Source organism: Piscinibacter sp. (assembly GCF_050175855.1).
Classification (GTDB): Bacteria; Pseudomonadota; Gammaproteobacteria; order Burkholderiales; family Burkholderiaceae_C; genus Piscinibacter.
Genome location: NZ_JBFXIO010000002.1, coordinates 13323 through 28341, shown reverse-complemented (window position 1 = coordinate 28341; position 15019 = coordinate 13323). Strand labels below are relative to the sequence as shown.

The 15019-nt window shown below is 72.1% G+C and carries 16 protein-coding genes; 7 read left to right on the top strand and 9 right to left on the bottom strand.

Annotated elements, in window-relative coordinates:
* Positions 1 to 84: 84 nt before the first annotated feature.
* Positions 85 to 870, bottom strand: coding sequence for a Crp/Fnr family transcriptional regulator (locus AB7U92_RS00595; protein WP_428573696.1), 786 nt, complete (start codon positions 868 to 870; stop codon positions 85 to 87).
* 163 nt (positions 871 to 1033) lie between these two features.
* On the opposite strand from AB7U92_RS00595, the gene AB7U92_RS00590 reads away from it, so the two are divergent.
* Positions 1034 to 1561 carry a DUF962 domain-containing protein gene (locus AB7U92_RS00590; RefSeq protein ID WP_428573694.1) on the top strand — a complete coding sequence of 176 codons (528 nt, stop codon included), beginning with the start codon at positions 1034 to 1036 and terminating at the stop codon, positions 1559 to 1561.
* Positions 1562 to 1589: 28 nt separating this feature from the next.
* Positions 1590 to 3032, top strand: a complete 1443-nt coding sequence (locus AB7U92_RS00585) for an aldehyde dehydrogenase family protein (protein ID WP_428573692.1) — start codon at positions 1590 to 1592, stop codon at positions 3030 to 3032.
* Here AB7U92_RS00585 and AB7U92_RS00580 read toward each other — a convergent pair.
* Positions 2995 to 3807 carry an ADP-ribosylglycohydrolase family protein gene (locus AB7U92_RS00580; RefSeq protein WP_428573690.1) on the bottom strand — a complete coding sequence of 271 codons (813 nt, stop codon included), beginning with the start codon at positions 3805 to 3807 and terminating at the stop codon, positions 2995 to 2997. The genes AB7U92_RS00585 and AB7U92_RS00580 overlap by 38 nt on opposite strands.
* A gap of 59 nt (positions 3808 to 3866) precedes the next feature.
* On the opposite strand from AB7U92_RS00580, the gene AB7U92_RS00575 reads away from it, so the two are divergent.
* Complete coding sequence (locus tag AB7U92_RS00575; protein ID WP_428573688.1) at positions 3867 to 4562, top strand: dienelactone hydrolase family protein; 696 nt, start codon at positions 3867 to 3869, stop codon at positions 4560 to 4562.
* Positions 4563 to 4565: 3 nt separating this feature from the next.
* Here AB7U92_RS00575 and AB7U92_RS00570 read toward each other — a convergent pair whose 3' ends face one another.
* From AB7U92_RS00570 to AB7U92_RS00550, 5 genes are all read right to left on the bottom strand, one after another.
* On the bottom strand, positions 4566 to 6047 hold the full coding sequence (locus AB7U92_RS00570; protein WP_428573686.1) for a Do family serine endopeptidase: 1482 nt from the start codon (positions 6045 to 6047) through the stop codon (positions 4566 to 4568).
* Positions 6048 to 6187: 140 nt separating this feature from the next.
* Complete coding sequence (locus AB7U92_RS00565; RefSeq protein WP_428573684.1) at positions 6188 to 6595, bottom strand: DUF302 domain-containing protein; 408 nt, start codon at positions 6593 to 6595, stop codon at positions 6188 to 6190.
* A 78-nt stretch (positions 6596 to 6673) separates the two neighbouring features.
* Positions 6674 to 6958 carry a hypothetical protein gene (locus AB7U92_RS00560; RefSeq protein ID WP_428573682.1) on the bottom strand — a complete coding sequence of 95 codons (285 nt, stop codon included), beginning with the start codon at positions 6956 to 6958 and terminating at the stop codon, positions 6674 to 6676.
* Between the two features lie 100 nt (positions 6959 to 7058).
* Positions 7059 to 8384, bottom strand: coding sequence for an ATP-binding protein (locus AB7U92_RS00555; RefSeq protein ID WP_428573680.1), 1326 nt, complete (start codon positions 8382 to 8384; stop codon positions 7059 to 7061).
* Entirely contained in the window at positions 8381 to 9055 is a 675-nt protein-coding gene (locus tag AB7U92_RS00550; RefSeq protein WP_428573678.1) for a response regulator, read from the bottom strand. The genes AB7U92_RS00555 and AB7U92_RS00550 overlap by 4 nt, the downstream gene beginning before the upstream one ends.
* Before the next feature lie 192 nt (positions 9056 to 9247).
* Here AB7U92_RS00550 and boxB point away from each other — a divergent pair, with 192 nt between their 5' ends.
* On the top strand, positions 9248 to 10741 hold the full coding sequence (boxB, locus tag AB7U92_RS00545; protein ID WP_428573676.1) for a benzoyl-CoA 2,3-epoxidase subunit BoxB: 1494 nt from the start codon (positions 9248 to 9250) through the stop codon (positions 10739 to 10741).
* On the opposite strand, the gene AB7U92_RS00540 is transcribed toward boxB, so the two are convergent.
* Together AB7U92_RS00540 and AB7U92_RS00535 are read right to left on the bottom strand one after the other, a co-directional pair.
* Positions 10698 to 11993 carry an RNA polymerase sigma factor gene (locus tag AB7U92_RS00540; protein ID WP_428573674.1) on the bottom strand — a complete coding sequence of 432 codons (1296 nt, stop codon included), beginning with the start codon at positions 11991 to 11993 and terminating at the stop codon, positions 10698 to 10700. The genes boxB and AB7U92_RS00540 overlap by 44 nt on opposite strands.
* Positions 11990 to 12343 carry a YciI family protein gene (locus AB7U92_RS00535; protein WP_428573672.1) on the bottom strand — a complete coding sequence of 118 codons (354 nt, stop codon included), beginning with the start codon at positions 12341 to 12343 and terminating at the stop codon, positions 11990 to 11992. The genes AB7U92_RS00540 and AB7U92_RS00535 overlap by 4 nt, the downstream gene beginning before the upstream one ends.
* A 158-nt stretch (positions 12344 to 12501) precedes the next feature.
* Here AB7U92_RS00535 and modA point away from each other — a divergent pair, with 158 nt between their 5' ends.
* The 3 genes from modA to modC are packed head-to-tail and all read left to right on the top strand — an operon-like array spanning position 12502 to position 15014.
* Positions 12502 to 13245, top strand: a complete 744-nt coding sequence (gene modA, locus AB7U92_RS00530) for a molybdate ABC transporter substrate-binding protein (RefSeq protein WP_428573670.1) — start codon at positions 12502 to 12504, stop codon at positions 13243 to 13245.
* Between the two features lie 12 nt (positions 13246 to 13257).
* Positions 13258 to 13941 carry a molybdate ABC transporter permease subunit gene (modB, locus tag AB7U92_RS00525; protein ID WP_428573668.1) on the top strand — a complete coding sequence of 228 codons (684 nt, stop codon included), beginning with the start codon at positions 13258 to 13260 and terminating at the stop codon, positions 13939 to 13941.
* Positions 13938 to 15014, top strand: a complete 1077-nt coding sequence (gene modC / locus AB7U92_RS00520; RefSeq protein ID WP_428573666.1) for a molybdenum ABC transporter ATP-binding protein — start codon at positions 13938 to 13940, stop codon at positions 15012 to 15014. Before modB ends, modC begins: the two co-directional genes overlap by 4 nt.
* The last annotated feature ends 5 nt before the right edge of the window (positions 15015 to 15019 follow it).

Below are 15019 nucleotides of genomic sequence, written 5' to 3'. Positions count from 1 at the left end.
CACGCTGATCGAGGGCTTCGGGGCGATCGCCGACGAGCGCGGCCGGCCCGACCGCTTCGGCGAGGAAAGCGGCATCCCCGGGCTCTACTTCGTCGGCCTGCGAAACCCGCCCACCGGCGCGCTGCGCGAGATCTCGCTGGAGGCGCCCAGGGTGGCCGCCTCGATCGCCGCGGCCACGGCGGCTTCCAGCCCGGCGGCATCGAGCAGCTCCACCGCGCCGTAGCGGCGCCGCACCCAGCCCTCGGCCTCGAAGTCGCGCAGCACCTCGCTGACCGTCTGGCGCGTCAGCGAGAGCATCGCGCCGAGCTGCTCCTGGCTCACCGCGAGGCGCCGCAGCGCCGCGCCGTCGGCGCGCATGCCGTGGCCGGTGGACATCGCCAGCAGCCGCCGCGCCACGCGTACCGGTGCCGGCTGCAGCGCCAGATCCTCGAGACCGGCGAACAGCGCGCGGGTCTTCTCCGCCAGCAGCCGGCCGAGGTGCCGCCACCAGGCCGGATCGTCCTCGGCCAGTCGCAGCAGCGCGGCCAGCGGCACGTGCAGCAGCGAGGCGGCGCTCTGCGCGCGGGCGTCGTGCGTTCGCGTGCCGCCGTCCAGGCAGGCGATCTCGCCGAACCACTGCGGCGGCTCGAGCACGCCCAGCACCGCCTCGCGTGCCGCCGAACCGGGGGCGCCGACCTGGATGGCGCCGGCGAGCACGGCGTACAGGCCCGTGTTGGCGTCGCCGCGGCGGAACAGCACCTGGCCGGCGGCCAGGCTGCGCGGCGCGCCGGCCTCGAACAACTGGCGCTGTTGCAGAGGCGCGAGCGAGGCGAACCAGCGGCCGCGCGCGAGCAGTGCATGCAGTTCGTCGGTCGTCGGCAGGCCGGGCATGCGGCGAGTGTCGCCGCCGGCCCGGCGGCCGCGCCTCGGGACCTACGCGCACCCGCGCTTGAATCGCGCCTGAACCGTCGGCTGGCCGACAGACGCGGCGGCCGGCGGCGCCGATCATGCGCGCCTTGGGGCGCGTGCCGCCGCCCCTTCGAGGAGACAGCCCATGAAGACCCTGATCGAGCAACTCGCCGGCTACGGCGCCTACCACCGTGACCGGCGCAACATCGCCACCCACTTCGTCGGCATCCCGATGATCGTGGTGGCCGTGGCGGTGCTGCTGGCCCGGCCGTCCATCGCCTGGCAGGGCTGGCCGCTCTCGCCCGCGCTGGCCGTGGCCGCGCTGACCACGCTGTACTACCTGCGGCTGGATGTGCGCTACGGCGTGGTGATGGGCGTGCTGCTCGGCCTCGCGGTGGTGCTGGCGCATCGCCTCGGCGCGATGGATACCGCCACCTGGCTGGGCTGGGGCGTCGGGTTGTTCGTGGTCGGCTGGGTCATCCAGTTCATCGGCCATGTCTTCGAGGGCCGCAAGCCGGCCTTCGTCGACGACCTGATGGGCCTGGTGATCGGCCCGCTGTTCGTGGTGGCCGAGGCCGGCTTCGCGCTCGGCCTGCGCCGCGAAGTAGAGAGCGCAGTCGAGTCGATTTGCGGCCCGGTGCGTCGCCACGGGGAGCCGGCTGGGGCAAGATGATCGGCCGCCACCCGCCGAACCGATCGCCATGTGCAACCCGCTGGATCGCGAGACCTCGCCCGCCGTCATCGACGCCCTGTTTGCCGATCAGGCGGCGCGCGCACTGGCGCTGCGCCGCAGCACGGTGGCCGAACGCCGTGCGAAGCTCGGCCGCCTGCTCGACGCGCTGATGGCTCGGCGCGAGGCCTTCGCCGCCGCCTTCGCCAAGGACCTCGGCAAGCCCGCCGTGGAGGTCGACCTCACCGAGCTGCTGCCGGTGGTCGACGAGATCCGCCATGCGCAGCGGCACCTCAAGCGCTGGATGCGGCCGCACCGCGCTGCGCCGACGCTGATGACGCTGGGCACGAGCGCTCGCATCGTCTACCAGCCGCGCGGCCGCTGCCTGATCATCGGGCCGTGGAACTACCCGGTCTCCACGCTGGTCGGCCCGCTGGTGTCGGCGCTGGCCGCGGGCAATGCCGTGATCCTCAAGCCCTCGGAGTTCACGCCGAACGTGAATGCGGTGATCGGGCAGCTGGTGGCCGAGGTGTTCGAGCCGGCCGAGGTGGCGATGGTCGAGGGCGCGGTCGAGACCTCCACGCACCTGCTCTCGCTGCCCTTCGACCACGTGTTCTTCACCGGTTCGCCGGCGGTCGGCCAGGTGGTGATGGCCGCGGCGGCGAAGCACCTGACGTCGGTGACGCTGGAGCTCGGCGGCAAGTCGCCAGTGGTCGTCGACCAGAGTGCCGACCTGCGCCATGCCGCCGAGCACGTCATGTGGGGCAAGTTCGTCAACGCCGGCCAGACCTGCGTGGCGCCCGACCACCTCTACGTGCACCGCTCGGTGATGGAAGCCTTCGTTGCGCAGTGCCGCACGGTGCTCGCCGAGCGCTTCGGCAGCGACGATGCGGCGGTGGCCGCCAGCCCCTCGCTCGGCCGCATGATCCACGCCCGCCATGCTCAGCGCGTGGGGGCGCTGGTCGACGAGGCGGTCGCGCAGGGCGCGCGCGTGCTCGCCGGCGGCGCGCACGATGCCGAGAAGCGCTACGTCGCGCCGACGCTGCTGGCCGAAGTGCCCGACGCCGCGCGCATCGCGCAGGAAGAGATCTTCGGCCCGGTGCTGCCGATCGCCGCCTTCGACGCGCTCGACGAGGTGATCGCGCGCATCAACGCCGCGCCCAAGCCGCTCGCGCTGTACCTGTGGAGCCGCGACGGCGCCGCGGCCGAGAAGCAGCGCACCGAGACCAGTTCGGGCAGCTTCTGCGTCAACCTGTGCGTGATGCAGTTCGCCCACGGCAATTTGCCGTTCGGCGGCGTCAACCACTCCGGCATCGGCAATGCGCACGGCGTCTTCGGCTTCAAGGCCTTCTCGCACGAGCGCGCCGTGCTCAAGGGCGGGCCGCTGTCGGCGCTGAAGCTGCTGTTCCCGCCCTACACCGAGGGCAAGGCGAAGCTCAGCCGGATGCTGCTGACGATGCTGCGCCGCCTGTGAAGGGCAGCGCGTAGGCAGCGCAGAAGCGCTGCGTGATCTCGCGCAGCGGTGCATCGAGGCGCTCCCACACGGCCTGCGCGATGGGCGCCGGCACGCCGCCCCAGTGCGCCTCGGCGATGGCGCCGGCGATGGCCGCCAGCGTGTCGGAATCGCCGCCGATCGAGACGGCGTTGCGCACTGCATCCTCGAAGTCGTGCGCCTCGAGGAAGGCACGGATCGCGTGCGGCACCGTGCCGGCGCACGAGAGGTCGAAGGCGTAGCCGGGTCGCACCTGGTCCAGCGCCACTGACAGGTCGTAGCCGAAGACCCGCTCGACGTGATCGCGCAGCGCGTCCTTGCCCGCGCCTTGCCGTGCCAGGAAGACCGCGGCGGCCGTGGCCTGTGCGCCCTTCACGCCCTCGGGGTGGTCGTGCGTCACCACGGTGAAGCGCTCGGCGGTGTCCATCACCTCGTCGAGCGTGGCGCAGGCCCAGCCCACCGGGCTGATGCGCATCGCCGCGCCGTTGCTCGCGCTCATCGGCGGCGCGGCGCCGTCGCCGGCCTCGATCCAGGCGCGGAAGGTCGGGCCGAAACCGGCCTCCGGATAGAGGCCGTGCATTTCGCGCATCGCGCGCCCGGGCGACTCGCCGTGCAGCAGCGCGCGCGCCACCGCCACCGTGAGCACCGTGTCGTCGGTGAAGCGGCTGGCCGCGTCGAACAGCGCAAAGGTCTTGGTCTTGACGTTGTTCCGCTCGTAGACGGAACCGATCACGTCGCCGGCGATGGCACCGAACATGGGTTCATCATAGGCGGCATACTCGCTTCGCTTCGAACCACCCCACGCAGGAGACAACCATGGCACAGACCATCGAATTCAAGCGCCCCGACGGACAGACCGTGAAGGGCCATCTCGCCGAAGCCGCCCAGCCGCTCGGCGCGGTGGTGGTGATCCAGGAGTGGTGGGGGCTGAACGACCAGATCCGCGGCGTGGCGCAGCGATTCGCCGAGGCCGGCTTCACCGCGCTGGTGCCCGACCTCTACCGCGGCAAGAGCACCGTGGAGGCCGAGGAGGCCCACCACCTGATGAGCGGCCTGAACTTCGGCGAGGCCGCGCAGCAGGACATCCGCGGCGCGGTGCAGTACCTCAAGGGCCGCAACATCGGCCGAGGCAAGGTCGGCGTCACCGGCTACTGCATGGGAGGTGCGCTCACCGTGCTGGCCTCGACGATGGTGCCGGAGATGGACGCCGGCGTGATCTGGTACGGCCTGCCGCCGCTGGAATATGTCGACGCCAGCAAGATCAAGGCGCCGCTTCAGGCCCACTGGGCCACGCAGGACGGCGCCTTCCCGATCGCCAGCGTCGATGGCCTGGAGGCGAAGTTCAAGGAGGCCAACGTCTGCTACGAGGGCTTCCGCTACCTGGCCCACCACGCCTTCGCCAACGAGACCGCGCAGGGCCGCAATCGCATCGCGATGACGCAGTACGACGCCGCCTGGGCGCAGATCGCGTGGGATCGCACGATGCGCTTCTTCGGCACCACGCTGGCGTGACCCTCAGCCGAGGTTGACCGGCACGAAGATCTGCTGGCCGTCGCGGCTGACGAGCAGCGCCACCGACTTCGGCTTGGCGCGCAGCGCCTCGCGCACCTGATCGATGCCACGCACCGGCTTGCCGTTGAGCGCGAGCAGCACGTCGCCCGGCTGCACGCCGGCGAGCTGCGCCGGGCCCGAGACCTGCTCGATCAGCAGCCCGTGGTCCAGGCCGGCGCTGCGCAGCTCGTCGCGCTGCAGCGGCCGCACGGCCAGGCCGAGCGAGCCCCCCGACGCGTCGGCAGCGGCCTGGCGGCCTTCCGGCTCGGCATGGCCCAGCGTCACGGCCAGCTCGCTGCGTGACTTGTCGCGCCAGATGCCCAGCGTCAGGCGCTCGCCCGGCTTGGCCAGGCCGATGCGTTGCGACACGTCGCCGGCCACCTGCACCGGCTCTCCGCCCACCGAGGTGATCACGTCGCCCGGCTTGAGGCCGGCCTTGGCGGCGGCGCTGTCCGGCGCGACGCTGGACACCAGCGCGCCGTCGGGAGCCGACAGGCCGAACGAGGCGGCCAGCGGCGCGGACAGGTCCTGCACCGTGACGCCCAGCCGCGCATGCTCGACCTTGCCCGTCGCGACGATCTGGTCCTTGACGTGCAGCGCCACGTCCATCGGGATGGCGAAGGCCAGGCCCTGGAAGCCGCCGCTTTGCGAGTAGATCTGTGCGTTGATGCCGACCACGCGGCCCGCCGCGTCGAACAGCGGGCCGCCGGAGTTGCCGGGGTTCACTGCCGCGTCGGTCTGGATGAAGGGCACGTAGCTGTCGCCCGGCAGCGAACGGCCCTTGGCGCTGACGATGCCCTGCGTGGCCGTCTGCTCGAAGCCGAACGGCGCGCCGATCGCCAGCACCCAGTCGCCCACCTGCACGCTGCGCGGGTCGCCCAGCGTGACGGTCGGCAGACCCTTGGCATCGATCTTCAGCACGGCGATGTCGGTGGCGGGGTCGCTGCCGAGCACGCGGGCCGAGAATTCACGGCGGTCGGAGAGCTTCACCGTCACCTGCTTCGCGTCGCGAACGACGTGGGCATTGGTCAGCACCAGGCCGTCGGGGCTGACGATGAAGCCCGAGCCCTGGCCGCGGAAGGGCATCGCGCCCTGCGGCGGCATGCGCAGGCCGGGAATGCCGCGGAAGAAGCGGAAGAACGGATCGAGGTCGGGGCCGTCCTCGGCGTTGTCGAAAGTGTTGCGCAGGCCGGCCACGGTGACGCCCACCACCGCCGGCCCCTGCGACTGCACGATGGCGCGGTAGTTGGGCATCTGGCCCGCCGGCAGCGGCGCCGCGGCCAGCGTGGCAAGTGCCGCCGGCGCGGCGGCGGCCACCGTCGCGCTGGTTGGCGTGTCGCCGCGATGCAACCAGGAGGGCAGCGTCCAGGCATCGGCTGCGGTGGTGGCCAGAGAGAGCACGAGCAGCGCCGAGGCGGCGGCCGTGGCGGTGAGCTTGCGGGACATGGAGGCTCCTTTCATCGGGACGCTGCGTGATGGCAGCGGATGAGGAGCACTCTAGAAAGCCGGGATGAGGCGCAGGTGAGGGGGAGGTGAGGCGAAGATGAGGACCGGTTCGCGACGCCGCGCGAACCGCACCCGGTGCGTCAGGCCGCCGAAGCGCCGCCGCCCAGCGCAGCGCAGGCCCGGCGCAGCCGGCTCTCGGCCTCGTCGGCCACGGGCTTCACGCCGGGCTTGCCCACCAGGCCCACCATCGTCTGCGGGTCCAGGAAGCCGACCACGACGCGGCCCGGTGCCTCCTCGCGGACGATCACGTTGCACGGCAGCAGCAGGCCGATGTCCGGCTCGGCCTGCAGGGCCTGATGCGCCAGTGGCGGGTTGCAGGCGCCGAGGATGCGATAGGGCCGCATCTCGGCGCCGAGCTTCTCCTTCATCGCCCGCTGCACGTCGATGTCGCTGAGCACGCCGAAGCCCTCGGCTTTCAGGGCGGCAGTGGTCCGCTCGAGCGCTTCGTCGAACGACAGCCCGGTGAGCGTGGTGGTGAATCCGTACATGTCAGACCTCGCGAGACAGGGGACAGGGTCGGTCGCCCGGCCCGTTTACATACCTAATGGAGTATACAGATCGACCGCTCAGGTCGTGGGGTTCGACCTGTACACGAGCTGCAGTCCCTGGCCACGGCTGTAGTAGTAGTCGCCAGCCGGGCTGATGACGACGGCGCGGGCCTTGCGCGCATCCGAGAAGTACTGCCAGCCGTGGCCCGGCTCGCCGGCCTTGGGGGTCACGACGATGGCCTGCATGCCCGCCGAAGCGCGCCGAGGGTTCTTCGATTCCTTGCGATGGTCGCCTGCATTCGCGGACGGGCCGATCGTCGCGGCCGCAAGGCCGAGAACCAGGGCGATGTTGCCGAGCTTCATGATCCTTCCTTTCGAGCGCTTCCAGTCGACACTGACTGTGCGTCTACTCTGGGCGCCGGAACTTAGGGATGTCTGAGCAGCGCGCGCCGGTTCGCCGCGGTCACGGCGAGGCGGGCGCGCGCAGCTCCACCGCCAGCCCGCCCGAGGGGCTGGTGCCGAGCTCGACGGCAGCGCCGTGGCGCTTCGCCACCGCCTGCACGATCGCCAGCCCCAGCCCGCTGCCTTCGGCCTCCCGGCCGGGGCCGCGCTGGAACCGCCTGAACGCCTGCTCGCGCTGCTCGGGCGCGATGCCCGGCCCGTCGTCTTCCACGCGCACCCGCCAGCCTCCCGCATCGCTGCCGCGCACGGTCAGCCGCACCTGCCGGCCGCCGTACTTCACGGCGTTGTCCAGCAGGTTGCGGATCGCGCTGCGCAGCGCCTGCGGATCACCGTGCAGGGCCACGGGCGAGGGTGCGTCGAGCGTGAGCTGCGTGCCCGCGCGTGCCGCCAGCGGTTCGGCATCGGCGAGGGCCTCGCGCGCCACGGCGGCGAGGTCGAGCTCGCTCGTCGGCGTGGCCGCGCCCGGCTCGGCGCGGGCGAGCGCGAGCAGTTGCTCGACGAGGTGGGTGGCGCGGTCCACGCCGGCGCGCAGCCGGGCGATGGCCTGGTTCTGCTCGGGGCCGGCCGGCGTGCCCTGCAGCAGCCCGATCTGCAGCTTCAGCGCCGTCAGCGGCGTGCGCAGTTCGTGAGCGGCATCGGCCACGAAATGGCGCTGTGCCTCGAAGGCTTCGGACAGCCGGCCGAGCAGGCCGTTGAACGCGCCCACCAGCGGTTGCAGCTCCTGCGGCAGGCCCTCGTCGGGCAGCGCCGCCAGGCTGTCGGCGCCGCGTGTGCTCGCCGCCTGGGTCACGCGTCGCAGCGGCGCGAGCGACAGGCCGATGATCCACCACAGGCCGAGCGCCACCAGCGGTGCAGCCACGGCGATCGGCGCGACGCTGCGCAGCGCCGCGGCCGTGGCGAGGTGGCGGCGCACCGCGAGCGGTTGCCCGACCTGCACCACGCGCAGCGGCGTGGCCGCGGCGAACACGCGCCACTCCTCGCTGCCCAGGCGCACCTGGCTGTAGCCGAGCACGGCGCGCTGCGGCAGCGCCGGCGCATGAGCGGGCCGGCGGCTGCTGTACAGCGTCAGCCCGTCGACCGACCACACCTGCACGACGTAGTCGAACTCGGGGTTGGCCAGCGCCTCGCGCTCGTCCTCGCCGATGCGGCCCTGGTCGCGCAGCGACAGCGCCATCTGGCGCAGGTGGTAGTCGAACAGTTCGTCGGCCTCGGCGCGAACGCTGACGTAGGTGGCACCGCCCACCGCCAGCGCGGTCAGGCCGGCCAGCGCGAGCAGAAAGGCGAACAGCCGCCCGCGCAGCGATCGAAGCAGCGGCTCGGCCTTCAAGCGCCCGCGTCCTTGGCCGGCCCCGCGTAGTAGCCCAGGCCGCGAACCGTGTGCAGCAGGTCGTCGCCGAGCTTGCGCCGCAGCTGGTGCATGTAGACGCTGATGGCGTTGCTCTCCAGCTCCTCGCCCCAGCCGTAGAGCCGGTCTTCGAGCTGGGCCCGCGACACGATGGCGCCGGGCCGCTCCAGCAAGGCCTGCAGCACGGCGAACTCGCGCGCCGACAGCAGCACGGGGCGCCCGGCGCGCATGACTTCGCGCGTGGCCGGGTCGAGCGTGAGGTCGGCCACCTGCAGCAGCGGGCGCGTGCGTCCTTCGTGGCGGCGGCGCAGCGCGCGCAGCCGCGCCAGCAACTCGTCGAGCTCGAAGGGCTTGACGAGGTAGTCGTCGGCGCCGCCGTCGAGGCCCTTCACCTTGTCGCTCAGCGTGTCGCGCGCCGTGAGCACGATGACCGGGGTGGCATCGCCGCGCGCCCGCAGGCCGCGCAGTACCTCCAGGCCGTCGCGATGCGGCAGGCCGAGGTCGAGCAGCAGCGCATCGAAGCGCTCACTGGCCAGCACGGCCTCGGCGGCGCGGCCGTCGCGCACCCAGTCGCAGGCCATGCCCTGGCGGCGCAGCGCCTCGCGCAGGCTCTCGCCGATCATCGTGTCGTCCTCGACCAGCAGCACGCGCATGCAGCCGATGATGCCAGCCGGGGGCGCGGCCGACGTGAGGCCGAGATGAAGGCGGCGAGGCGTCGCGCGATTCCGCCGGAGTCTGATCCAGATCAGAAACTCGCCTGGAGACATGCAGCATCCTGCGCATCGCGCTGAACAAGATATGCATGAAAGTGCATTCCGCGAATCATCCACCAGGAGCGAGCACCCATGAGCGAGACAACCGACACGCTGATCGAAGTACCGGAATCCGTGCGAGGCGAAAGCTTCGTCGAGGTCAAGTACGACGATTCGATACCCAACAACGTCGACCTGGCCTCCGACAAGCAGCTGCAGCGCGCGCTGGAGAGCTGGCACCCGGGCTACCTCGACTGGTGGCAGGACATGGGGCCGGACGGCTTCCAGGACGCCGAGGTCTACCTGCGCACGGCGGTCGGCGTCGACCCCAAGGGCTGGGCCAAGTTCGGCTACGTGAAGATGCCGCAGTATCGCTGGGGCATCCTGCTGGCGCCCAAGGTCGAGGGCCGCACCATCCCGTGCGGCAAGCACAAGGGCGAGCCGGCCTGGCAGGAGGTGCCGGGCGAGTACCGCTCGCTGCTCAAGCGGCTGATCGTGATCCAGGCCGACACCGAGCCGGCGTCGGTGGAGCAGCAGCGCTACCTCGGCAAGACCGCGCCGAGCCTGTACGACATGCGCAATTTGTTCCAGGTGAACGTCGAGGAAGGCCGTCACCTGTGGGCGATGGTCTACCTGCTGGTCAAGCACTTCGGCAAGGACGGCCGAGAGGAAGCCCAGGCCCTGCTCGAGCGCCGCTCCGGCCAGCAGGACAACCCGCGCATCCTCGGCGCCTTCAACGAGCGCACGCCGGACTGGCTGTCGTTCTTCATGTTCACCTACTTCACCGACCGCGACGGCAAGATGCAGCTGGCCGCGCTGGCCGAGAGCGGCTTCGACCCGCTGTCGCGCTCGTGCCGCTTCATGCTCACCGAGGAGGCGCACCACCTGTTCGTCGGCGAGACCGGCGTGGGCCGCACCATCGAGGCCACCTGCGCCGCGATGAACAAGGCCGGCATCACCGACCCGTACGACGTCGAGCGCATCCGTGCGCTCGGCGTGGTCGACCTGCCGCTGCTGCAGCGCAAGGCCAACTTCCACATGAGCGTGACGCGCGACCTGTTCGGCGCGGAGATCTCGAGCAACGCCGCCGACGCCTTCAACTCGGGCCTCAAGGGCCGCTTCAACGAGGCCCAGCTCACCGACGACCACCAGCTGCACGACGCCACCTACGACGTCACGCGCGTGGTCGGCGGCAAGCTGGTCGACGAGGCCGTGCCGGCGCTGCGCGCGATCAACTGCCGGCTGCTCGACGACTACATCGCCGACTGCCAGGGCGGCATCGACCGCTGGAACAAGGCGATCGAGAAGGCCGGCATCGACTTCAAGCTGACCCAGCCGCACAAGGGTTTCAACCGTCGCATCGGCGAATTCGCCGGCCATCGCATCAGCCCCGACGGCCGCTTGCTCACCGAGGCCGAGTGGGCCGCCGGCCAGGGGGAGTGGCTGCCCAACGAGGCCGACGGTGCCTTCATCCAGTCGCTGATGAAGCCCTGCACTGCGGCGGGCCAGTACGCCAGCTGGATCGCGCCGCCGCGCATGGGCATCAACGGCCAGCCGGGCGAGTACGAGTACGTGAAGATCGCCTGAGGCCTTCGGCCAGCGCCTCGCGCCGGCGCGCCAGCAGGCGTGCGTCGGCCGGGTGCGGGGCACAGGCTTCGGCCTGCGCCAGGAGATCGAGTGAGGCGCCGATGTCGCCGAGCCTCTCGTGGGCCCGGGCGAGCGCGGCCAGTGTGTGCGCGCGCAGCGCGGTCGGCACCTCGGGCAGCAAGGCCTCGAGCCGCGAGTGCGCCGCCGCCGGCTCGCCGGCCTCGGCCAGCGCGATCGCGTGGCCGAGCCGCGGCGCCGCCGACGGGTCGAGCGCGAGGAGCGCGTCGTAGTAGCGCACGATCGCGGCCCAGTCGGTGCGGTCGTGGTCGGGCGCGATGGCGTGCTCGGCGGCGATGCCGGCCAGCAGGTGCCAGCGCGAGGACTGCGCGGCGCGCTGCGAGGCCTGCAGGTGCACGAAGCCCATGCGGATCATGCCGGCGTCCCAGCGGTCGCGGGGCTGGCCGGGCAGCGGCACGATGTCGCCGGCGTCGTCGATCGAACCGCTCAGCCGCGCGCCGTGCAGCAGCAGCAGGGCGGCCAGTGCATCGGCATCGCCATGCGCCGTGGCCGGATGGGCGGCCAGCGCGCGGGCCAGGTGGATCGCCTCCCAGCAGGTTGTCATCGCATCGTGTGCACCCTCGGTGCTGCCCGCCCGGCCGCCGGCGCGCATGCCGAGGTGAAACATCAGCGCCAGCGTGGTGGCCACCGCCTCGCGGCGCGCGGGCAGTTCGTGGCCGGCCGGCACCCGCAGCGGCTGGCCGGCAAGCATCTCGCGGGCACGGGCCAGGCGCTGCGCCAGTGCCGCCTCGTTGGCGAACACCAGCGGCGCGATCGCCTTCAGCTCCAGCCCGGCCAGGGTGCGCAGCGCCAGTGCCACCTGCGTGGCCGGCGGCAGCAGCGGGTGGCAGGCGGCGAAGACCAGCGCGAGCTCGTCGTCGTCGAGCTCGCCGCCGAAGCGGCCGGCCGGTGCAGGGTGGACGGGCAGCTGCGATTCGTCGTCGGGCAGCGCTTCGGCGCGGCCGTCGTGGCGTAGCGAATCGATGGCCTCGTGGCGCGCCACCCGGTACAACCAGCCGGCCGGGTTGGCCGGCAGGCCATCGAGTGGCCAGCGCTCCAGCGCCCGCAGCGCCGCCGCCTGCACCGCATCCTCGGCCAGGCCGAGCTGCGGCAGGCCGAGCGAGCGTGCCAGGTGCGCCACCACGCGGCGCCGCTCGCGGGCGAGCACAGCGGCCAGCGCCTGGCCGGCGTTCATGTCATCGCGTCGATCTTGCGCAGCTCGATCCAGCGCCCGCCGCCCTGGTGCGGGCACTCGCAGGCGATGGCCTCGGCCTGCGCGTCGCTGTCGGCCGTGATCACGTAGTAGCCGCCGATCACGTCGTGCGCCTCCGCGTACGGGCCGTCGGTGGCCAGCGGTCGGCCGTCCTGGAATCGGATGTGCCGCCCGCCGTCGTCGCACAGCTTCTCGCCGCCGGCGAGCTGGCCGCGGCCGGCCAGGCGTTCGGCGAAGGCGCGGTGCGATTCGATGATCTCCTGCATCGCCGCCGGGCTCAGCTGGGCGAAGTCGGCGGGGGTCTCGTGCAGCAGCAGAAGGTACTGGCTCATGGGGTTCTCCGGTGCGGCGCCCACGGGATTGTGGTCGCTCCCGGGGAAGACGAACGACGCCTGCGCGGCATGACGGTGTCGCGCATCGGCAGGCGAACCGGCGGGAGAATCGCAACGTTATGTATTACGATACACAACGATTTGCCTCAGACCAGCCCATGCGTCGCCCGCTTCTCTTCGCTCTCGCCTTCGCGTTCGCGGCCCTCGCCCGGGCTGGAGAAGTCCAGGTGGCGGTGGCGGCCAACTTCGCCGGTCCGTTCGCGAAGATCGGCGAGCAGTTCACCGCCGCCACCGGCCATGTGCTGAAGGTCTCCAGCGGCGCCACCGGCAAGTTCTACTCGCAGATCGTCAACGGTGCGCCGTTCGAGGTGCTGCTGGCCGCCGACGACGAGACGCCGCGCAGGCTCGTCGCCGCGGGCCATGGCATCGCCGGCACCGCCTTCACCTACGCGCTGGGTCGGCTGGCGCTGTGGAGCGCGCAGCCGGGCGTGGTCGACGCGCAGGGCGCGGTGCTGGCTTCGGGCAAGGTGAAGCACATCGCCATCGCCAACCCCAAGGTGGCGCCCTACGGCGCGGCGGCGATGGAGGTGATCCGCGCGCGCGGCCTGGCCGACGTGCTGGCGCCGAAGCTGGTGACGGGCGAGAGCATCGCGCAGACCTTCCAGTTCGTCGCCACCGGCAACGCTGAGCTCGGCTTCGTCGCGCTGTCGCAGGTGGCCGTGCCGGGCAAGCCTGCCGGCGGTTCGTACTGGCCGGTTCCGGCGAACCTGCACGGCGAGATCCGCCAGGATGCGGTGCTGCTCAAGTCCGGAGAGAAGAACCCGGCGGCGCGTGCGCTGCTCGACTTCCTCAAGAGCGAACCGGCCCGGGCCGTTATCCGCGAGTTCGGCTACGGCCCCTGAGGCCGGCGCGCCATGCTGAGTCCCGCCGAATGGAGCGCCGTGCGCCTGACCGCCGAACTGGCGGCGGTGGCCACGGTGCTGCTGCTCGCCGTCGGCACGCCGATGGCGTGGTGGCTGGCGCGCACGCATTCGCGCAGCAGGCCCTTCTGGGCGGCACTGGTGGCCATGCCTCTGGTGCTGCCGCCCACGGTGATCGGCTTCTACCTGCTCCTGCTGATGGGTCCGAACGGCCCGGTGGGACAGTTCACGCAGTCGCTGGGCCTGGGCCGTTTGCCCTTCACCTTCGCCGGGCTGGTGGTGGCTTCGGTGATCTACTCGCTGCCCTTCGTGGTGCAGCCGTTGCAGCAGGCCTTCGAGGCGATCCCCGAACGCACGCTGGAGGCCGCCGCCACGCTGCGCGCCAGCCCCTGGGACCGCTTCTTCACCGTGGCGCTGCCGCTGGCACGGCCAGGCTTCGTGACGGCCAGCGTGCTTGGCTTCGCGCACACCGTCGGCGAGTTCGGCGTGGTGCTGATGATCGGCGGCAACATCCCCGGCGAGACGCGCGTGCTGTCGGTGGCGCTGTACGACCATGTCGAGGCGCTCGAGTTCGCGCAGGCCCACCGGCTCGCCGCCGGCATGGTGGTGTTCGCGCTGGTGGTGCTGGTGACGCTGTACGTGGTGAATCGGCCGCGGCGCGGGGAGCGCCCCGCATGATCGAGGCTCGGCTGGCATTGCCGCGCCGCGGCTTCACGCTCGACGTGTCGCTCGCGCTGCCGGCGCGCGGCGTGAGCGCGCTGTTCGGCCCGTCGGGCTGCGGCAAGACCACGGTGCTGCGCGCGCTCGCCGGGCTGGAACGCGCCGTCGGCCGCGTGGCGCTCGGAGGCGAGGTCTGGCAGGACGACGCGTCCGGCGCCTTCGTGCCCACGCACCGTCGCGCGATCGGCTACGTGATCCAGGAAGCGGCGCTGTTTCCGCACCTGGACGTGCAGGGCAACCTGTCCTATGGCCTGAAGCGCATCGCGCCCGCAGCGCGCCGCATCGCACTCGACCAGGTGGTCGAACTGCTCGGCATCGGCCACCTGCTGGCACGCCGCCCTGACACGCTGTCCGGCGGCGAACGCCAGCGCGTGGCCATCGCCCGCTCACTGGCCACCAGCCCGCGGCTGCTGCTGATGGACGAGCCACTGGCCGCGCTCGATGCGCGGCGCAAGGCCGAGGTGCTGCCCTACCTCGACCGCCTGCACGAGGAGCTGGGCATCCCGGTGATCTACGTCAGCCACTCGATCGACGAGGTCGCGCGCCTGGCCGACCACCTCGTGCTGATGGACGCCGGCCGCGTGCTCGCCCATGGCGCGGTGGCCGACATGCTGGCGCGGCTGGACCTGCCGGTGGCCTTCGGCGACGACGCCGGCGTGGTGCTCGACGCGGTGGTGGCCGAGCGCGATGTGCACTGGCAGCTGGCCCGGCTGGACGTCGACGGCGGCGCCTGCCGCTTCTGGGCCCGCGACGACGGCGCGCCGGTGGGTCGGCGCGTGCGCCTGCGCGTGCTCGCCCGCGACGTCAGCCTGACGCGAACGCAGCAGTCCGGCACCAGCATCGGCAACCAGCTGCCGGGCACGGTCGAGGCGATCGCCGACGACGAGCACCCGGCGCTGGCGCTGGTGCGCGTGCGTGTCGGCGGCGTGCCGGTGGTGGCGCGGCTGACGAAGCGTTCGGCCGAATCGCTCGGCCTGGCCGTGGGCCTGACAGTGTGGGCGCAGGTGAAGACCGTGGCGCTGATGGAATGATCGGG

Coding starts and splice junctions, on each gene's coding strand:
- AB7U92_RS00595 (WP_428573696.1), bottom strand. CDS start 870: ATGCCCGGCCTGCCGACGACCGACGAACTGCATGCACTGCTCGCGCGC.
- AB7U92_RS00590 (WP_428573694.1), top strand. CDS start 1,034: ATGAAGACCCTGATCGAGCAACTCGCCGGCTACGGCGCCTACCACCGT.
- AB7U92_RS00585 (WP_428573692.1), top strand. CDS start 1,590: ATGTGCAACCCGCTGGATCGCGAGACCTCGCCCGCCGTCATCGACGCC.
- AB7U92_RS00580 (WP_428573690.1), bottom strand. CDS start 3,807: ATGTTCGGTGCCATCGCCGGCGACGTGATCGGTTCCGTCTACGAGCGG.
- AB7U92_RS00575 (WP_428573688.1), top strand. CDS start 3,867: ATGGCACAGACCATCGAATTCAAGCGCCCCGACGGACAGACCGTGAAG.
- AB7U92_RS00570 (WP_428573686.1), bottom strand. CDS start 6,047: ATGTCCCGCAAGCTCACCGCCACGGCCGCCGCCTCGGCGCTGCTCGTG.
- AB7U92_RS00565 (WP_428573684.1), bottom strand. CDS start 6,595: ATGTACGGATTCACCACCACGCTCACCGGGCTGTCGTTCGACGAAGCG.
- AB7U92_RS00560 (WP_428573682.1), bottom strand. CDS start 6,958: ATGAAGCTCGGCAACATCGCCCTGGTTCTCGGCCTTGCGGCCGCGACG.
- AB7U92_RS00550 (WP_428573678.1), bottom strand. CDS start 9,055: ATGCGCGTGCTGCTGGTCGAGGACGACACGATGATCGGCGAGAGCCTG.
- boxB (WP_428573676.1), top strand. CDS start 9,248: ATGAGCGAGACAACCGACACGCTGATCGAAGTACCGGAATCCGTGCGA.
- AB7U92_RS00540 (WP_428573674.1), bottom strand. CDS start 11,993: ATGAACGCCGGCCAGGCGCTGGCCGCTGTGCTCGCCCGCGAGCGGCGC.
- AB7U92_RS00535 (WP_428573672.1), bottom strand. CDS start 12,343: ATGAGCCAGTACCTTCTGCTGCTGCACGAGACCCCCGCCGACTTCGCC.
- modA (WP_428573670.1), top strand. CDS start 12,502: ATGCGTCGCCCGCTTCTCTTCGCTCTCGCCTTCGCGTTCGCGGCCCTC.
- modB (WP_428573668.1), top strand. CDS start 13,258: ATGCTGAGTCCCGCCGAATGGAGCGCCGTGCGCCTGACCGCCGAACTG.
- modC (WP_428573666.1), top strand. CDS start 13,938: ATGATCGAGGCTCGGCTGGCATTGCCGCGCCGCGGCTTCACGCTCGAC.